Source organism: Actinorhabdospora filicis, assembly GCF_030269765.1.
Classification (GTDB): domain Bacteria; phylum Actinomycetota; class Actinomycetes; order Mycobacteriales; family Micromonosporaceae; genus Actinorhabdospora; species Actinorhabdospora filicis.
In genome coordinates, this window is sequence record NZ_BSTX01000002.1 from 422,972 (window position 1) to 441,849 (window position 18,878).

The following is an 18,878-nucleotide window of genomic DNA, read 5'->3' on the forward strand; positions in this document are numbered from 1 at the left end:
TGCTCCTTTGTTAGCGCAGGACCAGGTCGGCGAAGCGCTCGCCGATCAGGCGCTGGACGTCGGGGCCGGGGTGGAGGTTGTCCGGCAGGGGCATGGCCGCGGCGTCGGCCGGGCCGTAGAGGGTGAGCCCGTCGAGGTAGCGCAGATGGGCGTCCCCGCGCCGGTCCACGATGGACGCGGTGGCCTCGCGGATCGACCGCAGCGAGAGCTTGCCCGCCTCCACGTCGTCGGCGGTGCCGACGGCGATCGACCATTCCTCGGTGCGTGACGGGTCCTGTGTGGTCGGCCCGGCCACGGACTCCACCGGCTCGCACCAGATGGGGGAGACGACCACGATGGGGGTGTCCGGGTGGCCGTCGCGGATGGTGTCGAGGAACCCGTCGAGGGCGGGGCGGAAGGCGCGCATGCGCATCACGTCGCCGCTGATGAGGTTGATGCCGGTCTTGAGGGTGATGAGGTCGGCGGGGGTGTCGCGGATGGTGCGGGCGGTGAACGGGTCGAGCATCGCGTTGCCGCTGAAGGAGAGGTTGGTCAGCGCGGTCCCGGTCCGCAGCGCGGCCACCACCGGCCAGGTGCCGGTGGTGGTCTCGGCGCGGTAGCCGTGGCTGATGGAGCTGCCGTGGTGCACCCAGCGCGGCCCGGACGGCTCCACAGCGGTCACGGGTGCGTCGGCGCGCAGCCCGAGCAGCTCCACCCGGTCGTAGTAGGGCAGCCACAGCTCCAGGTCGCGCTCGCCGCCGGTGCCGAGTCCGGTGAAGCGGACGGTGGCGTCGGGCCCGGCGACGACCTCGCCGCCGGGGTCGTCGAAGGTGAACAGGTAGCGCGACCCGGCCGGTACCGACGCCGAGGCCACCACGGCGCCACCGGAGGTCAGCTCGTAGACGCTCGGCGGCAGGGGAGTGGTGGCGTCGGAGGCCAGCCGCCGCGCCTGCACGTCCAGTTCGAGGACGCTCGCGGCGGTGCGGAAGGCGAGGCGGACTCCGGCGCTCTCGGCGCTGGTCTGGACCATGAAGGTGTCGGGGATCTGCCGCCTGGCCCGGGCGGGCAGCCGGTGGGGGAGCAGTCCGCGCGGGGTTTCCTCGATCTCCACCGCGCCCCGGATCATGGACGCCGACAGGGCGACGGGACGCATCAGGCGTCCACCACGCGGCCGTCGGCGTGGACGTCGACGATCCGCTCGCCGACGCGCAGCCCGCGCAGGACCGCGTCCGGGTCGAGCTCGGTCACGCAACCCTCGGCAGAGGTAAGGGGACCGTCCACGGTGGGGTCGACGCCGAAGAACGACTCGATGACCAGCGCGACGTAGGCGCCGGCCGAGGAGCACGACCAGTCGATGATGTACGGCAGCTGCGGGGGAGCCTTGCGCGCGCCACCGGCGACGGTGGGCATGGCCTCCTCGGTGAAGTGCGCCTGCCCGGGCGGACCCTGGTTGGCCGAGCGGGCCAGTCCCGGCAGCCACGAGGCGGCCGCGGCGGGCTCGCCGAGGGCGACCAGGGCTCGGACGGCGTCGGCGGGCCAGGCGGGGTAGGCGCCGTTCCACTGGTGGTCGGGGCGGACGCTGAAGCTGGCGTCGGGGTCCCATGGCGACAGTGAGCGCACCCAGGTCTCGGTGCGCAGCTCGCGGGTGAAGAAGTCCACCATCTCGGCTCGCGTGGCGGGGTCGAGGTCGCCGGGGATCGTGGTGCCGACGATGCTGAAGTCGTAGACGTGGCGGACGGGCACGCGGGTGCCGTCGGGCTGGCGGGCGGCGAAGTGGCCGGTGCCGGGCACGTAGAGGTCGAGGACGGCCGGGACCAGCGCGTCGGCCTCCTTGTCCAGCGCGGCGGTGTCCTCGCCGTGGGCGGACAGGATGCGGGCGGCGGTGCGCATGTTCCACACGTTGGCCGCGTTGAGGCTGGCGACCTCGTGGGTGTAGGAGCTGACGCACTCCAGCAGGTTGTCGATCTCGCCGTAGTCGGCCAGGGGTGAGGCGCCGCGCAGGCCCTGCCAGGCCAGGGCCCAGTCGCGCAGGTGCTCGCTGACCGCGCGTCCGCCGGGGGTTTCGTCCAGCAGGCTCGTGTCGCCGGTGAAGCGGAGGTAGTCGTGGACCAGGCGGGTCATGGCGTAGTCGTTGACGGAGTACCAGCGCCCGACGGGCCCGCCGGTCAGTGACGAGGTCCCGAAGTGGGTGTGGATGTCGGAGGCGATCCAGTGCTCCAGCTGGCGGCGCATGGGCGCCGGGTCGAGCAGGGCGTGGGTGATGGAGCTGAGGCTGTAGTCCCAGATGAACGTGGTGGTCGCCCAGTAGTTGGGCATGAGGGTGTCGTAGCTGCGGCCCAGGACGTTGCCTGTGTAGTCGCGGCGGAACCAGATGACGCCCAGGACGCCCCACCAGTACAGCCGCCGCAGCGCCGCCGAGGAGGTCTCCAGGACCGGCAGGTGCCCGGAGAACTCGGTGTTGCCCGGCTCGAAGGCGGCCGACAGCTGCCCGTTCCAGTAGTCCTCGGTGGCCGCGACGGTCGCGGCCACGTCGGTGGTGGCGCGTTCGAACACCGCGTGCGCCTCGGCCTCGGTGGCCGCCACGGCGTGGACGTACCCGAAGCGCGCGGTGGCGCCGGGTGCGATGTCGAGGGCGACGGTGACCTCGCCGCCGCGCTCGATGCCGCCGATGCCGACCTCGTGCTCGGCCGAGGCCGGTGCGATGCCGGAGAGGCGGACGACGGCCTCGGTGTCCACGCCCTGCACGCTCCAGGCGGTCCCGTCGCTGAAGGCCAGACGCGAGGACCCGGCCGAGGCGCGGTTGCGGGCCTCGGGCGAGACCGCGTCCAGCCACGCCTGACCGCTGCGGGTGACACCGGCGGCCAGGGTCAGCGAGACGGGCACGGTCCGGTGCGTCTCGCCGGTGTTGGTGACGCGGACGTCGATGGCCACGGCCGTCTCACCCGGGACGCAGACGGTGACGGTGGTCAGCTCCAGGCCCGGCAGCGAGACGCCGCGCAGGACCCGGTCCGGGCGCCACTCGTGAGTGATCGCAGCCCCGTAGGACTCCACGAGACGCCCGTCGACGAAGCACACCGCCGTCCGCGTCAGCCCTTGCGAGACCGGCGGGAACGTGACGGCGCTGATGGCGGTCAGGTCGTGCTCGACGCGGGTGGTGCCCAGGAAGTTGGTCAGCCCGCTGGGCGCGATCATGTCGTCGTAGTGATGCGCGACGGGGTCGGCGGCGAGGTCGTCGACGGTGGGGACGAGGCGCATGAGGGCTCCTAGTACTGCCCGAGGGCGAGGCCGCGGGCGAAGAACTTCTGCGTGAACAGGAACAGCACGACCGTCGGCAGCGAGACCAGCAGGCCGCCGGCGAGCACGACCGACATCTGCGCGCCGCCGTAGGTGCTCTGCATCCCGGCGAGGCTGGTCACGATGGGGCGGACGTCGCCGGACTGGCTGAGCACCAGGCCGAGCAGGAAGTCGTTCCAGATGAAGGTGGCCTGGAGGATGAAGATCGCCACCAGCGCGCTGGAGGCCATCGGCAGGTAGACGCGGGCGAAGATGCGCCAGGTGGAGGCGCCGTCGATGACGGCGGCCTCGAAGACGTTGTGGGCGATGCCGGTGAAGAAGTTGCGCATCACGAACGCCGAGAACGGGATGGAGACGGCGGCGTAGACGATGATCATGCCGAGTTTGGTGTCGAAGAGGCTCATGCGCGAGTAGGCGTCGAAGAGCGGCAGCAGGATCATCTGGATGGGGAAGACGGTCCCGCCGAAGATGACCACGAACCACAGGAAGCCGCGCTTGAGTTTCAGGGCGACGATGGCGAATCCGGCCGCCGCGCCGACGACGACGGCGATGGCCGGTGCGACGAGTGCGTAGATCAGGGTCGCCACGATGCTCTCGGAGAGCCCGGACAGGCGGACGGCCTCGCCGAAGTTGTCCAGCAGCGAGAAGTCGGTCGGTTTCCACGACTGGGTCGTGGTGAACGTCGCCGGCGCCTTGGCGGCGTTGATGACCAGCAGGTAGACCGGCAGCAGCCAGATCAGGCCGAGGACGGCCAGGACGGTGGTGCGAATGACTCGGGACATGGCTCAGCCCTCGTGCTTGCTGGACAGCTGCTGGCGCAGGTAGAGGATCGAGGCGATCAGCGTCACGACCGTCAGGAACACCGCGATCGCCGAGCCCAGGCCGTAGTCGCTGTTGACGAAGGTCTTCTTGTACATCGTCAAGGCGAGGGTCTCCGAGGACTGGCCGGGCCCGCCCTTGGTCATGCCCTGCACGATGTCGAAGGTCTTGAGGCTGGCCACGATCGACAGCCCGACCACCACCGCGGTCAGCGGCCGCAGCATCGGCCACAGGATGCTGCGGAAGAGCCGGAACCCGGTCGCGCCGTCCAGGCGCGCGGCCTCCAGGGGCTCCTTGGGGATCGACTGGAGCCCGATGGTGAACAGCAGCGCGTTGACCCCGACGCCCTGCCAGGCCGTCGCGCCGATCATCACGATCGTGTTCAGCGGCGAGTCGAGCAGCCAGCGGGGGGTGTCGGCGATCCCGAAGGCGGCCAGGGCCTGGTCGAGGGCGCCGTTGCTGCCCAGGATGAACGACCAGATGACGCCGACACCGATCCCCGACAGCGCATACGGGATCAGGAACGGCAGCCGCAGCCACGTCCCGCCCTTGAGGTTCCACGTCAGCAGCGCGACGCCGAGGCCGATGCCGACCGGGACGATGAGCGTCCCGGCGACCCACAGCAGCGTATTGAGCATGGAGCCCACGAACTGCGGGTCGGAGAACATCTCGGTGTAGTTGTCGATGCCGGTCCACTCCGGGTCGCGCAGCCCGTTGTAGTCGGTGAGGCTGAGGAACGTCGTCCACAGCAGTGGCAGGTAGAGGAGTACCGCCACCAGGAACACTCCCGGCGCGACGAACCCCCGGGCCGACCAGCGGTACCGGTCGGCCCCTCTACGGCTCCTGGCCCTCACGGGCTCGTCGGCTGAGGCCATGGGTCTACTTCTTCTCCGCCCAGTACTTGTCCGCCTCGGCCTGGATGGCCTCCAGGAACGGGAGGGGGTCACCGGGGTTGGCGATGAACGCGCCGAACTGCTCCAGCGCGACGGTCAGGATCGGCGTCGGCGTCGCCTCGTAGTAGCGGTCGAAGGTCTCGTGGCCGCCACCGGCGACGGTCGTGCCCAGCTTCTGCAGCATCGGATCGGCCACGGTCGCCTTGGGGTTGAAGGCCACGTCACCGCGCGCCTTGCTCCACGCGGTCTGCGCCTCCGGCGACATCCACCACTGCGAGTAGGTCAGGCCCAGGGTCTTCTGCGAGGAGTTGGCGGCCACGCACAGCGGCCCCGACTCCACCGCGACGGGGGTGTTGGTCAGCGCGGGGTTGACCGCGGGGATGACGAACATGTCGTAGTCCTCCCCGGACTTCATCCCGGCGCCGTCCAGGGAGCCGTTGAAGAAGGACCCGAAGTTGATCATCGCGTAGTCGCCCTGCTTGAGGCCGACGGCCGGGTCCACGGTGCTGCCCGGGTCGCTGAACCAGCCCGCGTCCTCCTGCGCGCGCCAGGTCTTCATGATCTCCACGATGCGCGGGTCGGTGTACTTGACCTCACCCGTCGCCAGTCCCTTGTAGAGGGCCGGGTCGGTGCCGGCGACCAGCTGCTGGAACCACGGGAACGTGAACAGCGTGCTCGTCTGGTAGTACGGGGTGACGCCCGCGCCCTTCAGCTTGGTCGCCGCCGCGTCCAGCTCGGCCCACGTGGTCGGCACCGCGATGTTCTGCTCGGCGAAGACCTTCTTGTTGTAGTACATGACCCAGTAGGCGATGTTCATCGGCACGCAGTACTGCTTGCCGTCATAGGTGTAGGTGTCGCGCAAACCGGGCGAGACCCAGCCCTCGTTGACCGCCTTCGTCCAGATGTCGGTGGTCTCGGCGACCAGGCCCTCCTTGACCACCTCGGCCAGCTGCGGACCGGTCTGCCACGTGAACAGCCCCGGGCTCTTGTCGGTGCGGAACGACTGCCGGATGAACGCGTCGTACTGGGCGGCGTCGGAGTACCCGGTGAACTTCAGCTCGATCTGCGCGCCGCTCTTGCTGTCGGCGTTCAGCTCGGTGAAGTCGGGCTCCCAGGCGGCCTTGTTGGTGTAGAAATCCAGCGTGCCCGTGGTGGCGCCGGTGTCGTCGCCACCACCCTTGCCACACGCGGCCAGCACCAGGGCGGCCGTCACCACGGCGGTGACGCCGAGGAGTGCCTTCGGCGATCTCATGTCGAACTCCTTTGTTCTGCGGGGGCGGGGAGGGTCAGTCGATCTGGCCGATGCGCGTACCGCGGATCGAGGCCTTGAGGGTGCCGAAGCGCGTCGCACGCGAGCGCTCGGTCCGCCGGACGATGTAGGGCCCGACGGCGGCGGGCACGATGAACGTCTCGGCGTAGTTGATCCGGTAGGGCGCGAACGCGCCGGTCGGGCTGACGACTTCGGCCTCATCGCCCTCCACCAGGTTCAGCACGTTCACCGTGCCCTGGGTGTCATGGGCGGCCTCATCGTCGAACCAGTGGCGGCGGACCTCGATGAACTCCAGCTCGTGCAGGCCCGTGCGCTCCTCGACCACACCGTCGGCCTCCCACAGCCGCTCGACCCGGTTGACGAGATTCGCCTCCGTCCAGGCCGTGTCGCGGTACCACTCCAGATTCGCCTCGCCGTGATCGAGGTGCACCGGGCGCGGGATGCCGTCCAGGCCCAGGCGGCCCCAGTCCCACAGCTTGAAGGTGAAGATGAACGGCGTCGCCGAGATCTCCAGGACCATCGAGTCGGCGCCCGAGCTGTGAATCGTCCCGGCCGGGATCAGGAAGTGGTCGTGCTTCTTGGCCGGGAACGTGTTCACGTACTTTTCGGCCTCGAAGGGCGCGCCACCGGTCTCGGCGACCCGCAGGTCGGCCATCATCGCCTCGCGGTCGACGCCGTCCTTGAACCCCAGGTACACGTGCGCGCCCTCACCGGCGTCGAGCATGTAATACGACTCGTCCTGGGTGTAGTGCATCCCGAAGGTCCGCTGGATGTAATCGGTCAGCGGATGCACCTGCAGCGAGAGGTTCCCGCCCTCCATGGTGTCCAGGAAGTCGAAACGGATCGGGAACTCCGCGCCGAAGCGGGCGAAGGTGCGCTCGCCGAGCAGCGCGCGCGGCTGGGTGAGCACCAGGTCCAGCGACGGGACCTCCACGACCGCGCCGTCGGCGTCGGCCAGCAGCAGCGAGTTCTCCTCCGGGACGCAGTCGAAGCACCAGGCGTAGTTCGGTTTGGACGGGTCGAGGTCCAGCTTGCGCTTCATCCACTGCCCGCCCCAGGAGCCGGGGTCGAAGAACGGCACGACCCGGAACGGGCGGTGCGCGGTGTCGGCGATCGCGGTCCGGAACGCCTCGCCGGTGATCATCCCGGGCGCGCGCCCGGCGTCCTCTGCGGCGCCCAGCGCGCTGGCGTCGTAGACGAAGTCGAGGCGGTCGAACATGGTCATCTTGTGGCGGTCGGCCATGCGCCATTCCACGAAGAACCCGCGCTTGTACTTGCGCAGCCGGTCCTCCTCGGGGTTCCGCGCGCGCCAGTTGGTGGCGCCGAGGCGCTGGCGCAGCTGGATCTCCCAGCGCGCCATGTCGGCCAGCACCAGCACGTACGGGGACTCGGTCAGGCGCGCGACCAGGTCGGCGCCCCAGCCGAGCAGGACGGTGGGACGGTCGGCGGCCGAGGCGGCGGTGGCCGCCAGGCGCCCGGCGTCGTAGAAGGCGTCGACGGTCGCGTGCGACATCACGCCGAAGACGCGGTCGTCGGTGAGGTTGGCCTCGATGAACGCGTCGATCTCGGCGATGGGGAGGGCCGCGGCCTCCTCGACGTCGACGATCCGCCACTCCGGCAGCGCCTCGGCGATCTCCTTGGCGATCAGCGGCAGGTCCGCGCCCGGGTAGGCGTCGACGACGACCAGCCGCGCGCCCTTGCCGGCGGCCGCCTCGGCGACCGCGGCCCACGCGGCGGCTCCGGTGAGCACGCGCGCGCCGTCCGGAAGCGGCACGGTGGGCCGCTTCTCGTAGCGTCCGATCGGGTCGGTGGGGGACGGACTCGGGGTTGGCACGCGCGCTCCTTCTAGGTGGGGGTGTTTCCGTGACCGGCGGCGAGGACGGACAGCCCGCGCAGCACCGACAGCTCCGGCCGCTCGGGCAGGACGAAGCGCGGCCGGTGCGAGCTGGTCCACAGGTGAGCCGCGACGTAGTCCTCGATGGGGGCGGCCACGGCCGTCCCGGCGCGCATGACGCCGCCGGAGAGGATCACGACCTCGGGGTCGTAGGCGTGGCAGAGCGAGACGGCGGTGGCGCCCCAGGCGCGGATCGCGCGCTCGAAGAGGGCGGTGGCGTGTGCGTCGCCGGACGCGGCGGCGGCGATCATCTCGCGCACGTCGCTCACGGCGTCCCCGCGTTTCGCGAGCTCGCGGCGCAGTGCCCAGGCTCCGGCGATCGATTCGGCGCAGCCGACGTTGCCGCAGTTGCACAGTGGCGCGTCCAGGTCGACGGTGAGGTGCCCGCCGAGGATCCCGGCGTGGTCGTGGGCGCCGCGCAGGACGGTGGCGTCCATGACGGCGGCGGTGCCGATGCCGGTGCCCAGCGTCATCAGGACGGCGTCGCGGGCTCCGGCGGCCGAGCCGGTGGAGATCTCGCCGACCAGGGCCGCGCGGGCGTCGTTTTCGACGACCGCCGGGAGGCCGAAGGCGGTGTCGGCCCAGGCGCGCAGGTCGAGATCGGCCAGGCGCGGGTGCTTGTCGTGGGCCTTGACGAGGCGTGCGGCCGCGCGGTCGACGACGCCGGGGACGGCGATGCCGACGGCGGTGGCGGGGGTTTGGGCGAGCAGCGCGCGTCCGGCGTCCTCGACGCGCTCCAGGTCGCCGTCGCCGGCCGGGACGGAGGCGGTGCGCACGGGGACGCCGTGGTCGAGGACCCCGAGTTTGACCACGGTTCCGCCGAAGTCGATGCCGAGCTCCATGCCGTCCACCTCCTCGTTCGTGCCGAACGCGTTAGTCGATCATGATACGCCGACTGTTGGTAACGTTACCAAGGCGGGTAACGTTACCAACGGACATGTGGGCTTGACAAGGCCTCGCGTTCACCGGGTTGTCACCCGAAATGCCACGTGAATCGGTCGTTGAGGGCGATGCCGGGCAGAGCCCGGCGCCCGGGAGCGGCGTGTTCGAGATAGTTCCGGATCGTGCGAGATCGGCTCCTGATCAGGCCGCATGGATCTTCACCGCACGGTTCGCCCGCCCGGACGCGGGCAGCGGAGAGCCCGGCCATGACCGGATGAGGTTTTTCAAGCCCGCTCGCCGGGACGCGGGAACTCCACCGTCACCGGCAGCTCGACCGTCCGCGCGGGCATGTCCCCGTCCCCGGTCAGCCGCGTGAACAGCAGCGTCGCCGCCTCGCGGCCGAGCCGGCGTCCGTCGTGGTCGATGACGGTGACCGGCACCGGCATCAGCTCGGAGAGCTCGAAGTCGTCGAAGCTCACGATCGACGGGCGCGGGCCCGGGAGCCCGTCGTGGATGCGGCGCCCGATCTCGCGCAGCGCGCCGATGGTGTTGCGGTTGTTGGCGCTGAAGATGGCCGTGGGCGCGTCGGGGCGATCGAGCATCGCCCGCGCCGCGCGGCGGGCGGCGTCCACGTCCTGCTGGTCACGGGCCACGATCGCCGGATCGATCGCCACACCACGCTCGCTCATCGCCTGCTCGAAACCCCGGTAGCGGCGCTCGCCGGTGAAGACCGAACTGCGGTTTCCGAGGAACCCGATGCGGGTGTGACCGGCGTCCAGCAGCGAGATCGTCCCCCGGTACGCGCCGCCGACGTCGTCGAGCAGGACCGTGTCGGCCTCCAGGCCCGGCACCCGCCGCGAGGCCAGGACGAGCGGCATGTCCCCCAGCCGCTCCGGGCGCAGATGCGCCGAGTCGCCGCTGGTCGGGACCAGGATCAGCCCGTCGACCTGCCGCCCGATGAAGTCGCTGACCAGCTGCCGCTCGCGCCCGGCGTCCTCACCGGTGTTGCCCAGGATGATGCGGCGGCCGTGCTCGGCGGCGACCTCCTCGACGCCGAGGGCGAAGCTGCCGTAGTAGGGGTTGGCCAGGTTGGTGATCGCGATGCCGATCAGCCCACTGGGCTGCCCCGGGCGCAGACTGCGCGCGTTCTCATTGCGCTGGTAGCCCAGCTCCCGGACGGCGGCCATGACCCGCTCCTGCAGGTCCGGGCGCACGTTCAGCCCGCCATTGAGCGTCCGCGAGGCCGTCATCGGGCTCACCCCGGCCAGCCGCGCGACCTCCTTGATCGTGGGCTGATGGGAACGACCCCGCTCTGGCTGCGATGCCGACATACCCGCCCCCTACGCGTCGTGCGCCGATCCTACGCGGACACACGGTAGTCGAGGGATGTCCGAGAGCCCCGACCGGTTGGGGCGGGTGTGTCCGAAGGGGAGCGGCGCCCGGCTCTCCTCGGTGGTCCTCATCGTTTCGGCGCCGATGTGACTCAAGACGTGAAGGCCAGGGGCGGCCCGGCACACCCGGGCCGCCCGTGAGGATTAGTGAGTTCCCTTGCGCACCCGGTACTCCACGACCACCGGCAGATGATCGGAGGCCGCCGCGGCCTCGGTCACCACCCGCGCGCCGACCGCCCGCACATCCGGCGTGGCGAGCACGAAATCGATGCGCGCATGCGGATTCAGCGCGTCATAGGTGTACCCCGGACCATCCCCGACCGCCGCCCACGCATCGGCGTACACACCGGTGAGCGTGACGATCTCCGGCTGCTCCGGCGTGGCGTTCAAATCGCCGACCAGCACCGTCCGGCGCTGGCCGAGCAGCGCCACGATCGCATCGGCTTGCGCCTGCCGCTCGGCGGCACTCGTGTGCTGGAGATGCGTCCCGGCGAAGGTCACCCGGGCACCGTGCGCCTGCACCGTCGCCCGCAGCAGCCCACGCTGCTCACCGGCCGGAAACTTCGGCAGCAGAGTGTTGCTCCAGTCCAGGATCGGCCACCGCGACAGGATCGCCGTCCCGTACTGCCGCCGCGGCAGCCCCTCGGCGGGCGGCGCGAGGTCCAGGTTGGCGCCATAGACGACGCGCATCCCCAGCCGCTTCGCCAGCAACGCCGGCTGGTCGGCCCAGCCACTGCGCTCACCCCAGTGCCGGTCGACCTCCTGAAGACCGACGATGTCGACGTCCCAGGACTCGATGAACGACGCGACGCGCTCCAGGTCGACGACATTGTCGCCCCCGGCGCCGTGATGGATGTTGAAACTGGCGACGCGGATCGTCGCGTACGGCGACGCCTGCGCCGGTCCGGCCAGCGCGAGCGCGCCCGCGGCGAGGCCGAGCCCGCCGCCGACGAGTGCGCGGCGGCTGATGGTGTTGCTCATGTGCGGCTCCAGGGGTGGGGGTGCCCGGGAGGTTCGATGCGTGCCGATCACCGACATCCGGGCACGGGGGCGAGTTGATGTCGGTCGCCGAGGCTAGCGGAGATCACGCGCCCTTGATCCCTTACGCGGCAAGAAATCCGCTCATCGGCGGGGTTGCCCGGTGGTATACGGAGAAGCGGCGGCTACACATGGCGCCAGGCACCGTCCTCGATCGTGGCGTCGGCGAGCGTCCCGTCGGCGATCCGGCGCGGCACCTCGCCGGACTCGCGCACCACGCGCTTGAGCCCGTCGGGATGCGTCGGCCAGTTCTCACGGGTGATGGCGCGTCCGGCGTAGATCGGCTCGTAGCCGATGGCGTACCAGCGCCCCAGCTCGGGCGCATGCGTGGCGAGGGCGTTGATGGCGCGGCGGTGGTACCACTTGGACACCGCCACCAAGGGCAGTCCGGCGTCGATCGCTTCGAGGATGAACGGGCGCGCGTTGATGACGTTCTGCTCGGTGTTCGCGCTCGTACTCTCGACGCGGATGCCGTCGGCGGGCACGCCGCGTGCGGCGAGTTCGCCGCGCAGCCACGGGCCTTCGACGCGTCCGTCGTGGCGGTTGATCCCGCCGGTGACGATGATGAGCGGCGCGAGCCCGGCCGCGTACCGCTCGGCGGCGATCTCGATCGGCGCGATCTGGTTGGTGCCGAAGATGAACACCGCCACCGGCGAGCCCGCCGGAGGCGGGGCGGTGATGTCCACGAACGCGGTCATCCGGTCGATGCGCTCGGGCGTCAGGTCCCCGGTCACGCGGTCCTCCGTTATCGGGTGGTTCGAGGTCGCCCGGCCGCGCCACCGGTCCCTGAGCGCGGCCGGGCGGGTCACTACACGGCCGGGGATCCGGTGAGATCCCAGAGCAGGTCGCCCTGGCCGTCCCCGTCACGGTTGTAGCGGACGGTGGCGTCGGTAGTCCACACGGTGGCCGAGTCGGCCGTGACCCAGTCCCCGTAGTAGGTCTTCTCGCCGGAGCTTTCGGCGTTGATCGGGCCCCTGGCGAAGACGGCGTGCCGTGACTTCACGACGTCGTCGCGTTCGGTGCGGAGATTGAACTCGAACTTCTCGAAGATCCCGTCGAGGCCGATCGATGAGGTGGGTTCCCACTTCACGACGGCGTGGGAGCGCACCTTTCCGCCGCTGCGCGTGATGCACAGGGTGATGGTGATCTTCCGGTCGACCAGGTTGTCGAAGGTGATGACCTTGGTGTTGCTCTTGCGGGGCGGCTCCGCCTGTGCCGCCAGTGGTGCGGCGGCCACGCCGATGCCGGCCATGATGCCGATGGCGAGCGCGCCGGTGGCGAGGCGCCGTGCGATCGTGCGCATTCTGATCTCCTTCTCGTCTGGTGCGCGGACGCGGTGACGGTATGGAGATGTGCCCTCGATCGGTCCTGAAACCGTCCTTGGGTACTGCGCTGCAGGAGTTGAGACGCGAACCTAACCTGGGGTGATCTCGCGCCTGCCGTGCCAGCGATCCGGGCGCGCGACGAGGTCCTCGTAGGCCTCGCGCAGCTCACCGGCCCCCGGGACGCCGCGCGCCTCGGTCGCCTCGACGACCTCCCGTGCCCGCCAGTGGTTGGACGGGACGACGCGGCCGGACCCGATCGCGCGGGTCGCGGCGTCGGCGGCCTCGTCCAGACCGTCGGTGGCGATCAGGGCGAGCGCGAGGTCGAGGTGGGCGGCGGCAGTACGCCGGGACCAGACGGCCGGGTCTTCACCGTCCCCGAGGTGGGTGATGACCTGCCGTGCGACCGCTTCGGCGGCTGGGGCCCCGGCCCAGGCGAGCGTGGTCGCGGTGTAGGCGATGGCCTTGGTGGGGTCGTAGCGGAAGTGGTGGCCGGGCTGGTCGGGAGTCCCGGCCGCCGCGGACAGCGCCTGCACGCGCTCGACGATCGCTCGTGTGGCGGCGGTGTCGCCGAGCCGGGCGAGCGCACGCCCCTCCTGCGCGGTGGCCTGGATGCGTGCCGACGAGCCGTGCGGGGCGATGGCCTGCGCGCCGCGTGCCATGTCGGCGGCCGCGGAGTAGTGGCCATGGGTGACGAGCCGCCATGCCTCGGTCTCCCGGCACCAGGCGATGAGCTCGGGATGCCCGGCCTCGCGCGCGAGCGTCGCGGTGGCGTGCAGGCGTGCCGCGACGGCCCGGTCCTCGGCGAGGTCGACGTGGAGGGTGGCGGCCATGAGGGACAGCCACCCGGAGATGACGAGCAGCCGCCGATGCTGGGCGAGGGTCATGCGCTGGCCGAGAAGCCCGGCGGCGTAGGCGGCGTACCCGCGCACCTCCTGTAGGAGCTCGCGCGGGGGAGTGGAGGCGTAGACGGTCGCGGCCCGGTCGAAGCTCGCCTCCAGGGCGTCCAGGACCGCGTCGCCGACGGAGGAGACCGTGGCCGCGCGGATGAGCTCCAGTGCGGCGATCTCATCAGAGGGCGCCGGTGGCGGTGCGGTGACGGGGTTCTCGCGGTCGAAGGCGGCGAGCAGGAGACCGTCGGCGCCCAGGACGGTGTCGAGCTGTTCGGCGACGAGCCGGGAGCCGCGCTCGCGGCCGTGCTCGATGTGGGAGATGTGCGAGTAGGTGGTGTGGACCCGGGGGTCGGCCTCCAGCTCCCGCAGCGACATCCGCCGGGCGGCGCGCAGGGCCCGGAGCATCTGGCCGTAGGTCTCCACGGGCCCTCCTGACCTGTGCGGTGTTGGGTCTTCGACCCCCAACACGGCACAACAGCGCGATACATCCAGTGTCCCTCAAGCTACAGAGGACGGCCGGTTCCGCCGGTCGTCGGCCCGGGTCGCCGTGAGCGCTGAAGGGAGCGGCGGCCCGGGATCCGCTCCGGGCACAGCCACCAGGCCACCGGTTTTTGCTCACCGGCCCGGAGCGGCCCCCATTGAAGGAGACGCGCGTGGCGCACACGGTGGTGGCGCTCTACGAACGCGACGGGCAGGACCGGCTCGTCCGGATCGACCAGTGGTGCGCACAGTGCCGGCGGCCATGGCCCTGCGGCGGTGAGTCCACGCCACGGCCGGTCTCACCGCCCGATCGTGGGCGCTCTCGGCGATGCTGATCGCCGCTCCCGAGCGCATCCCGGTCAAGCCCGGGTAGCGGCTCAGCTGAGCACTATCACCCGTTCTCCGTGGCCTTCCGCCTTCTGCGGGCCGTAATAATGCCGTCCTCGGCGCGGTACATCGGCGGAACGAGGAACTTGGGCCGATTGAACAGCGGGATGATCCAGTACGCGAGGGTCATCGCCAGCATGAAGACACCCAGACACGCGACCAGGAAGGGCGATGCAGTCTCGGAGGGTCTTCCTTCGGGCGTCAGGACGCTCGTCACGACCGCGACTCCCAGACTCGCGGTGCCGAAGCCGATCAACGCCATCGGAGCGGCTCGTCGAAAGGCCTCCTTCGACGCCGTGGACTGGCCCCAGATCCAGACGGTGGGGGGCGGTTGCCGCAGGGGCATTCGTCCGCGCCATACGTAGGCGATCCCAAAGGGTGTCGAGACGACTATGGCCCAGCAGATCAGGCAGATAGTGAGAAGCAACCTTCAACCTCATCGAACGGTCGCCGTCCCGGCACGCTGGTGCGGAAGGACACGACGGGCGTGGCGGCCTCTGAGCTTTCAAGCGAACAGCGGTGACGGTCTCGGCTCCGCCGGGCCTGAGTCCGGAGCCCACATCCGTGGAAGAAGTGGGTAGCCGGGGAGATCATCGATGGCGCCACTCGTGCTTCGGGTCCCGCGCTGTCGGTGCCGACCTCGCCTTACGGCGGGCGGCGATGATCCCGTCCTCGTCCCGGTACATCGGTGGGACGAGCATCTTCGGGCGATTGAAGAGCGGGATGGTCCAGAAGCCGATTACAGCCGCCGCGAAGAACACCGGAAGAAAGATCGCGCAGATCACGGCGAGGAATGGCTTTCCTGCGCCACCCATGAGGGGCCAGATGCCAGAACCGAGCGCGGCGATACACACCGAACCAAAGCCGACACCGAGGGCGGGCACCGAGCGTCGGTAGGCGGCCGTGGCGGCACTGCCGTCGCCCCAGAACCAGATGAACCCCGGCGGAGCGAAGAGCTTCTGCCTACCAGCCCATACGCGGCGAACCTGAAAAGTCGTAAGGGGCAGCATTACCGCGCATATCAGCACTATGACTATCATCTCGCCTCATTCTCCCGCACTCGTGAGCCACTGCTCCGCAGTCGAGGCGTCTCAACGCGATCACCGTACGAGAACGGGCCAGCGCGCAGTCGATGGGGCATGTAGGACATGTGTGGGCACTCCGGGCGAGATCAAGTGACGAGCAGGAGTGATCGTGCATCGGCGGAGGGCTGACGACAAGGGCGCTTAACTAATTGCAATCAAGGCGTTATGCAGGGTAGGGAGGAATGTTCGAGGTGAGGCCGGCGGGGATCCTCGATGGTTCCCCGCCGGTTTCGGGCTCTTAGATCTCGTCCGTGAGGGCCCGAAGGCCGAGCCTCCCGGCAAGCCAGGCGACACGCTCGTCACCGGCGCTGAGTCCGGAGCGGGCGACGTTCCGCCAATCCTCACGTTCCAGTAGCGAGAGGTACCCGGCGAGGAGGCCTTCCCGTTCGTCCTGTGGCCAGGGGATGCGTCCCTGCGCGGGTTGACGCAGGTACGTGGCCAGCTGCGCGGCCGTGACGAAACGATCCACGGACGGCTCCAGCTGGCCGGTGTGTGCGCAGTGGGCCTCCAGCACGGCGGCCGCCGGTGGGTAGGCGTCGAGTGTGACCCCCATACCGGCACTGTCGGCCATGGTGGTCAGCAGCAGGCCGGTGTGGTCGACCAGCTCACTGTCGGGACTCGCCGCGGTGATCGCTTCATGCAAGTGAGCTGCGGTGGCGACGTGTCCGGCGAAGTAGCGGTTGAGGTAGTCGCCATCGCAGGCGCGCCGCAACATCCATGACCGCGCGGTGCTGGGGCCGTGCTTGCACAATGACTCCACGACGTACACCCGGCCCCAGCCGGTGACCCGCTCGGCCAGCCACAGCAACGCCTCCGAGCCGCCACACCACAGACGCCGTTCCAGCGCGCGGACGGCCAATGGAGCGAAGTGGTGCGACAACAGGCCGATCGTCTTGATCAGCGCATGATCATCGTCATCCCACAGGGTGGCCAGCATTGCCAGTCCGACGGTGACCGCGCAGCGATCGGTGGCGTGCCGAACGAGCCAGCGACCGGTCGCCCGGACGCGTTCGGCGTCGGCGCGTCCTGCCGCGGCGGCTATGTGGTCATTGGGCTGGATCGGAACGTAGAGGTCATGGAAAGCCTCGGCGAGCTCGCTGGGAGCGGCGGATGGCTCGGTGAAGTACGCGTCCAGGACCGCGGCGATGTCAGCGCCTTCATGGCGCCGATCCGTCGGCGGTTTGGGAAGAGGCTTCCGGCCTCGATGCCGTCCTTCATCGGGAAACGGTGTGCCGTCGGCGACGAGGGGCGCGTCGGGGTTGGCGTGATGCAACCGAAGTGCGTGCTCGAAGAGTGAGGGCCGGGATCCGAGTGGCCCGGGCTCGGGTGCCGTGCTCACCGGCGGACGGAGGACTCGTTTCTTTCGATCATGCCCGGATCATGCCAGGCGCTTCAGCCGGTGGGCAACGTCGCCTTCTCCCGGCCGCGTGGCCGAGGTCGCCGACTTCTTCGCGGCCCCCGGGATCCAGGCGATGACATCGCCTGGGCGCATCCCGGGAGCCGTATCAGCGCGGTTCCTAGAAGATCAGCTCGCCCGCCGGGAAGCCGTACCCGATCTGCGTGCGTGCGGCGTAACCGGCCGCGCCGTTGCCGGCGTAGAACCACAGGCCGCCGGTGGTGTCGCGGCCGATCAGGTCGGGCTTGCCGTCGCCGTCGACGTCGCCCGCGGCGACCAGCGCGTCGTAGATCTGCCAGCCGGTACCGATGCGGACCCGGGGAGCGTGCCCGCCGGTGCCGTTTCCGGCGTAGAACCATAGGGTTCCGGACGTGTCGCGGCCGATCAGGTCGGCTTTCCCGTCACCGTTGAAGTCGCCCGGGGCGATCAGCAGGTCGTAGATCTGCCAGCCCGGCCCGACCGAGGCCCTGGGGGCGTATCCGCCGGTGCCGTTTCCGGCGTAGAACCACAGGGCTCCGGACGTGTCGCGGCCGAGCAGGTCGGGCTTGCCGTCACCGTTGAAGTCGCCCGGAGCCAGCAGCACGTCATAGACCTGCCAGCCGGTCCCGATCTGCCGCCGGGTGCTTCCGGTGAAAGTCCCGGCGGCGTCGGCCGGATACAGCCACAGGCGCCCGTCGGTGTCCACGGCGATGATGTCCTCGGAGCCGTTGCCGTCGAAATCGCCGTGGCGGAGGGCCGTTGTCATGCCGTTCCAGCCGGTCCCCGACTTGCAGGCGGGTGCGACGGTGCCGCCGGGCCGTCCTGAGTAGCGGTAAAGGGCGCCGGTGGCGTCGCGGCGGATGACGCCGGCGGTGGTGGTGCCGGGGTTGCCGCAGTCGCTCCAGGTGGCGGCGGCGCGCAGCAGCCGGTGGTCGGAGAGCCTGGTGTCGAGGGGCAGGGAATCGCCGATGACGTTGTGGACGTGGCGGTCGCTGAGGAAGAGGTAGTCGATTTTGGACTCGCCGCTGCCGCCGGTGAAGGTGAACTCGCCGCTGCGGCAGCCGGTGACCTGCGCGGGATCGCAGCCACGCTGCGGGAAGTACTCGGTATCCGACTCGTCGGCCTCCCGGTAGGTCCCGGTGCCGCCGGGGAGACCGCCGCGGTAGAAGGAGTTCATCGGCGGTTCGTGCGGGTAGGCGTTGAAGTCGCCGCCGAGCACGACCGGGATTCCCGCGTCCTGCCACACCTTGGTCTCGGCGGCGAGGAGTTCGGCCTCGGCGACGCGCAGGGGCTCATCGTTCCAGTAGAGGTGGACCGAGCAGGCCCAGTTCACCCGGTTCTGGAGGTAGCTCTTGACGCACGGCGCGTCGATCTCCTCCGATTCGGCGCCCTTGGCGAGCCGGAGGATCTTCGTCTCGGTGATGGTGCTCTTGACGAGGATGGCGATGCCGTAGTCGCCGTTGCCGCAGATTCCGGGCCTGGCCGCGACGGTGGTCTCGAAGACGCCGTTGAAGCCCTTGCCGCGCAGGCGGTTCAGGATCGTGTCGAACTGGGCGCGGCAGACCTCCTGGAGGTGGATCTGGTCGGCGTTCCAGCCGCCGCCGCCGGCCTGGGAGACGATGTAGTCGACGCGGCGGGTGAGGTCGTACTTGGCCGGGTCCGAGCAGACGTTGCCGCACATGTTGTAGCTGACGAACCGTAGCGGGGGCGCCGTGGACGGCGTGACGACATCGGCGGCGGCCGGGGCCGACGTGGTGAGCATGGTCAGCCCGACCAGGGCCGATAGGAGTAAGACCGACAATCTCGAACGCATCACGACCGTCCTTCGCACAGAGTCCAATGTCGACTGATGCGGTGGATCATACGGCCCGGGAGG

General features: G+C 70.1%; 16 protein-coding genes. All 16 read right to left on the bottom strand.

Translation table 11 applies throughout. From position 1 onward, the window contains the following. Nucleotides 1-10 precede the first annotated feature (10 nt). Nucleotides 11-1,132, bottom strand: coding sequence for a GDSL-type esterase/lipase family protein (locus QSK10_RS14790; protein WP_285663370.1), 1,122 nt, complete (start codon nucleotides 1,130-1,132; stop codon nucleotides 11-13). Then, a complete protein-coding gene (locus QSK10_RS14795) occupies nucleotides 1,132-3,234 on the bottom strand; it encodes a glucosidase family protein (protein WP_285663371.1) in 2,103 nt (700 codons plus the stop codon). The genes QSK10_RS14790 and QSK10_RS14795 overlap by 1 nt, the downstream gene beginning before the upstream one ends. A gap of 8 nt (nucleotides 3,235-3,242) precedes the next feature. Further along, nucleotides 3,243-4,055 (bottom strand): carbohydrate ABC transporter permease, encoded by an 813-nt coding sequence (locus tag QSK10_RS14800; protein WP_285663372.1) that lies wholly within the window; start codon nucleotides 4,053-4,055, stop codon nucleotides 3,243-3,245. A 3-nt stretch (nucleotides 4,056-4,058) separates the two neighbouring features. Next, nucleotides 4,059-4,868, bottom strand: coding sequence for a carbohydrate ABC transporter permease (locus tag QSK10_RS14805; protein WP_285663373.1), 810 nt, complete (start codon nucleotides 4,866-4,868; stop codon nucleotides 4,059-4,061). A 103-nt stretch (nucleotides 4,869-4,971) separates the two neighbouring features. Continuing rightward, entirely contained in the window at nucleotides 4,972-6,237 is a 1,266-nt protein-coding gene (locus QSK10_RS14810; RefSeq protein WP_285663374.1) for an ABC transporter substrate-binding protein, read from the bottom strand. Nucleotides 6,238-6,271: 34 nt separating this feature from the next. Beyond that, on the bottom strand, nucleotides 6,272-8,089 hold the full coding sequence (locus tag QSK10_RS14815; protein WP_285663375.1) for a class I mannose-6-phosphate isomerase: 1,818 nt from the start codon (nucleotides 8,087-8,089) through the stop codon (nucleotides 6,272-6,274). 11 nt (nucleotides 8,090-8,100) lie between these two features. Beyond that, complete coding sequence (locus QSK10_RS14820) at nucleotides 8,101-8,991, bottom strand: ROK family protein (RefSeq protein ID WP_285663376.1); 891 nt, start codon at nucleotides 8,989-8,991, stop codon at nucleotides 8,101-8,103. Nucleotides 8,992-9,315: 324 nt separating this feature from the next. Continuing rightward, nucleotides 9,316-10,362, bottom strand: a complete 1,047-nt coding sequence (locus tag QSK10_RS14825) for a LacI family DNA-binding transcriptional regulator (RefSeq protein WP_285663377.1) — start codon at nucleotides 10,360-10,362, stop codon at nucleotides 9,316-9,318. 204 nt (nucleotides 10,363-10,566) lie between these two features. Continuing rightward, nucleotides 10,567-11,403 (bottom strand): endonuclease/exonuclease/phosphatase family protein, encoded by an 837-nt coding sequence (locus QSK10_RS14830; RefSeq protein WP_285663378.1) that lies wholly within the window; start codon nucleotides 11,401-11,403, stop codon nucleotides 10,567-10,569. A 182-nt stretch (nucleotides 11,404-11,585) separates the two neighbouring features. Further along, nucleotides 11,586-12,194 (bottom strand): YdcF family protein, encoded by a 609-nt coding sequence (locus tag QSK10_RS14835; protein WP_285663379.1) that lies wholly within the window; start codon nucleotides 12,192-12,194, stop codon nucleotides 11,586-11,588. Nucleotides 12,195-12,268: 74 nt separating this feature from the next. Then, a complete protein-coding gene (locus QSK10_RS14840) occupies nucleotides 12,269-12,763 on the bottom strand; it encodes a hypothetical protein (protein ID WP_285663380.1) in 495 nt (164 codons plus the stop codon). Between the two features lie 111 nt (nucleotides 12,764-12,874). Continuing rightward, nucleotides 12,875-14,098 (bottom strand): helix-turn-helix domain-containing protein, encoded by a 1,224-nt coding sequence (locus QSK10_RS14845; protein WP_285663381.1) that lies wholly within the window; start codon nucleotides 14,096-14,098, stop codon nucleotides 12,875-12,877. A gap of 448 nt (nucleotides 14,099-14,546) precedes the next feature. Further along, nucleotides 14,547-14,804, bottom strand: coding sequence for a hypothetical protein (locus QSK10_RS14850; RefSeq protein WP_285663382.1), 258 nt, complete (start codon nucleotides 14,802-14,804; stop codon nucleotides 14,547-14,549). Between the two features lie 328 nt (nucleotides 14,805-15,132). Continuing rightward, nucleotides 15,133-15,582, bottom strand: coding sequence for a hypothetical protein (locus QSK10_RS14855; protein ID WP_285663383.1), 450 nt, complete (start codon nucleotides 15,580-15,582; stop codon nucleotides 15,133-15,135). A 283-nt stretch (nucleotides 15,583-15,865) separates the two neighbouring features. Beyond that, entirely contained in the window at nucleotides 15,866-16,900 is a 1,035-nt protein-coding gene (locus QSK10_RS14860; RefSeq protein ID WP_285663384.1) for a hypothetical protein, read from the bottom strand. A gap of 244 nt (nucleotides 16,901-17,144) precedes the next feature. Further along, nucleotides 17,145-18,815 (bottom strand): FG-GAP-like repeat-containing protein, encoded by a 1,671-nt coding sequence (locus QSK10_RS14865; RefSeq protein ID WP_285663385.1) that lies wholly within the window; start codon nucleotides 18,813-18,815, stop codon nucleotides 17,145-17,147. Between the last annotated feature and the right edge of the window lie 63 nt (nucleotides 18,816-18,878).